Source organism: Emticicia sp., assembly GCF_049241225.1.
Classification (GTDB): domain Bacteria; phylum Bacteroidota; class Bacteroidia; order Cytophagales; family Spirosomataceae; genus Emticicia.
On sequence record NZ_JBMLRC010000238.1, the window covers coordinates 1 to 3,458 of the forward strand.

The following is a 3,458-nucleotide window of genomic DNA, read 5'->3' on the forward strand; positions in this document are numbered from 1 at the left end:
ATGTTAGCCAAAAAGATAATGTAACAGGTTGTGAATCGAACCGTGACGATGCAATTGTGATAGTAAACCGCACGCCAACAGCTCCGGTAGTAGCAAGTGTTAAATACTGTCAGGATGCAACTGCAACGGCTCTTACTGCAACAGGTGAAAATGGAAACACTATTATTTGGTATAACGGTGGTGCAACTTCAACAACTGCTCCAACACCAAATACCGCAACAGCTGGTCTGACATACTTCTATGTTTCGCAGTCAATTCCAGGTACAGGTTGTGAGTCTGGTATGTCAGGTGTTCCTGTAACAATCGACCCTAAACCTGTGGCAACGGTACTCGCAGTTAATTCACTATGTATTGGTACTGTTTCTCAAAACAATGCTAAATTGATCTTAACAAGATACCGTAACTCAGATGAGGTAATTCATTATAATACAGGTTCGTCTATAACCGGAACATCATTGCCAATTATGACTAAACCTTATTCAGGCGGTGTATTTGCAAGTAATTTATCTAACCCAACAGTAGCAACACAAGATTATACTGTGAGAATCAGAAACTCGTTCGGTTGTACTGTCGATCGTCCAGTTAATCTTACAAAAACAGATTGTGGATGTCCTGGTGGATATTGCGAACCTGCAACTATTACCAAAACGAAGTAATCAAATACGCGTCGATGGCTTAGCCCAAAATTTCAAAGCTAAATACGCTACAAAAACAACCTTTCCCAGCTCACTTTCTAAATGTGGGCTGGGATTAGGTTAAAAGTAAATTTGGAATTTTTTAAAAAAAACTATTGAAATTTGATACTTTCAAATAGGTCTTTTTATGGATTTTGTGAAATAAAAAATAACAAGAAAACTACACCCATGGGTATCGGTAAAAAAAGACCTTCTTTTTGTTACCTATCATCAGAATCGGAGTCATAATATCAGACAACAGCAACAAGTAAAAAGGTGAATACCAAGCCTAGGAAATATTTATAGACAATCTGACTATAAGTTAGTTATCCAAGAAACTGCTCAGAAACAGGCCTATTATTCCAATCAAATACTACTTATTAATGTTTTAACCAAAAAATGAGAGTTTCGCTCTCTAAAAAAGTGTTTTTATGAAAAAAATGTACGCGTTTAATCACTTTTTCAGAAAAAATTCTTATCTTGCGGTATCATTTACGACCATTCCTGATGTCCCCATTTTAAATTTTTAATAATGTCGAAATACATTGTTTGAAAGTGTCTGTTTTCTACCAAGAAAATTCAGCTATTGAGTTTTTATAAATGCTATTGAGTTTATACTCGTTATGAAAAAAAATCAAGGTTTACTAAAGCAACTCTTTGGTAATATCTTCGTAATGGTACTATTATGTGCTGGTTTGGTCTTTACAAATTCGACAGCATATAGTACAAATGCACGATTGAAAGAACCAAACGTAAAATCAGCTAAAGCCGATTGTTTACCACCTATATTTACACTTAGAAGTATAGACGTAACACAACCAAACACCAACGACGCTCAGCTAATTTTATCAAACATTCAGAATGCCCGTCGTTATTCTGTTTCTGAAAAAGGAACAGCCGAAATGACTTATGCAAAGGCTACCGTTTTAGACCCAACCAAAAAAGAGGTTGTTATCAGAGGACTACCAAATCCTGCTAATTTTACTTCTTATACTGTGAGGGTGTATAATTCGGAAACTTGTTTTGCCGACCAAACTATCGTTTTAGAACACGTTAATTTTGCCGATTTGGTTGATGAAAGCCGCCTAGAACTTATACAAGCTGTTGATAATCATAATCCAACAATTAACGAAACAGTAACTTTTACCACCATTATTTCGAATAAGGGAAATAAAGCGGCCACAGGGGTAGAGATCCAGACCCTCATCAGTAGTAGCCTAAAAGTTGTTTATTTTTATGCTGATAAAGGTGTTTTTGAATCAACTAGTGGTCTGTGGGCTTTAGGAAATGTAAATGGAGGCGAAACCATCAGATTGGTTATTAAAGCCAAAATTGTGTTGCAAGGTTTATCATACCTAACGTCGTATATTTGGCGTCAGAATGGCAAAGAACGAGACATAAAGGCTCGTACTGCTACCGATGGGGGGGATGATTATGGTGTAAGCTGTGTCAGTGTTCCTATTTCGCTCAAAAAAGGAGAAAATTATAAAGTTACATTACAAAAATACAGTGGTGTAAAATGGTACTATAAAAATGTATCAACGGGCATTTACGAAGAAATTACTAGGAATACACCTGCCGACATCGCAGTTATCAATAAGGATAGCTCGCTCAGTGTATTAAAAGGTGGAGAATATACTTTCTCTAAACTTGTAGGTTCGTGTAATGTAAGTAGTTGTTGCCCCATACTCATTGAAGGATGTTCGGGCCCTAAAATTGTGGTAGATTCAATCTATTGTAATAAAAAGATTGATAGCTATAACATAAGAGTAAAATTACTCGATGATGATTGGAGTATCGTTCAGCAAGCTTACTTGGCAACAACAAATATTGGTATGCCAACGGCGGTTGACTATCTGAAACGACTCAACCGTTTGCCTTTACAATCGAGTGCAGGATATGTCGTTGCTCATGGAGATGGGTATTATACCATCGAAAACATTCCGGCGTTTATGCCAAATGTCACTATGGTTGCCACTGATATTTCAGGAAAATGTAGCAATAGTAAGATTGTGAATGCTCCTAACTGTAATATACAAGGAGTACAAGCCCCTGTAGTGCTCAATCAGATTGAAACTTTTTCATCAGGCAACGAAATTCCGTCGTTTAGTGTAGTAAGTAATGCCAAAGGAACTGATGTAGTTTGGTTCGATGATGAAAATGCTACTAAGCCGATTGCTACCGGTACGTACTTTACACCTACTCAACCAGGTACATATTTTGTAGCAGCACGCGACCGCAAAACCAAAACGCTAAGCATGAAGCGTGAACTAACATTAACCGAAATCATTGCACCAAAAGAAGGTGTTTTCAAGGATAAAGTTTGTAAGTGCGAAAGTGCAACAATCTTACCTGATGATGATTTCAGTAAAGTGACAATCACTGCTTTGTATCCAAATCCAGCCGATGACCATCTGACGCTCGATTATAATTTGCCTGAAAGTTTGCCTTCGGCCAAATTATTGTTCTTCAATGTGTCTGGCACAGTTGTGGCTTCATATGGCTTAGAAAGCAACGAAAATAAAATCAAAGTAAGCACCGCTACCTGGATGGAGGGTACGTACTTTTTCCAACTTTCGGTCAATGGCCGCAAGATGAAAAGTGATAAATTTATTGTTATGCATAATTAATGTTCTTAGTTATAAATTGAGTAAAACCTTGTCTTTTGAGTGGACCGCAAGAAATTATTTTCGAGCAAAAGGTATTTTTTGAGTAAAAATCTCGGCTAAAACTGAGGTTTTATTTATCAGAAACAGCAACTACATTTGTGGTTGCTGTTTTTTT

General features: G+C 37.0%; 1 protein-coding gene and 1 pseudogene. Both read left to right on the plus strand.

The window, feature by feature from the left end:
* A pseudogene (locus ACOVO2_RS12935) lies at positions 1-656 on the plus strand (hypothetical protein); the annotation flags it as partial.
* 641 nt (positions 657-1,297) lie between these two features.
* Positions 1,298-3,304: a T9SS type A sorting domain-containing protein gene (locus ACOVO2_RS12940; RefSeq protein WP_421770382.1), complete on the plus strand. Its 2,007-nt coding sequence runs from the start codon at positions 1,298-1,300 to the stop codon at positions 3,302-3,304.
* Positions 3,305-3,458: the final 154 nt, after the last annotated feature.

Coding starts and splice junctions, on each gene's coding strand:
- ACOVO2_RS12940 (WP_421770382.1), top strand. CDS start 1,298: ATGAAAAAAAATCAAGGTTTACTAAAGCAACTCTTTGGTAATATCTTC.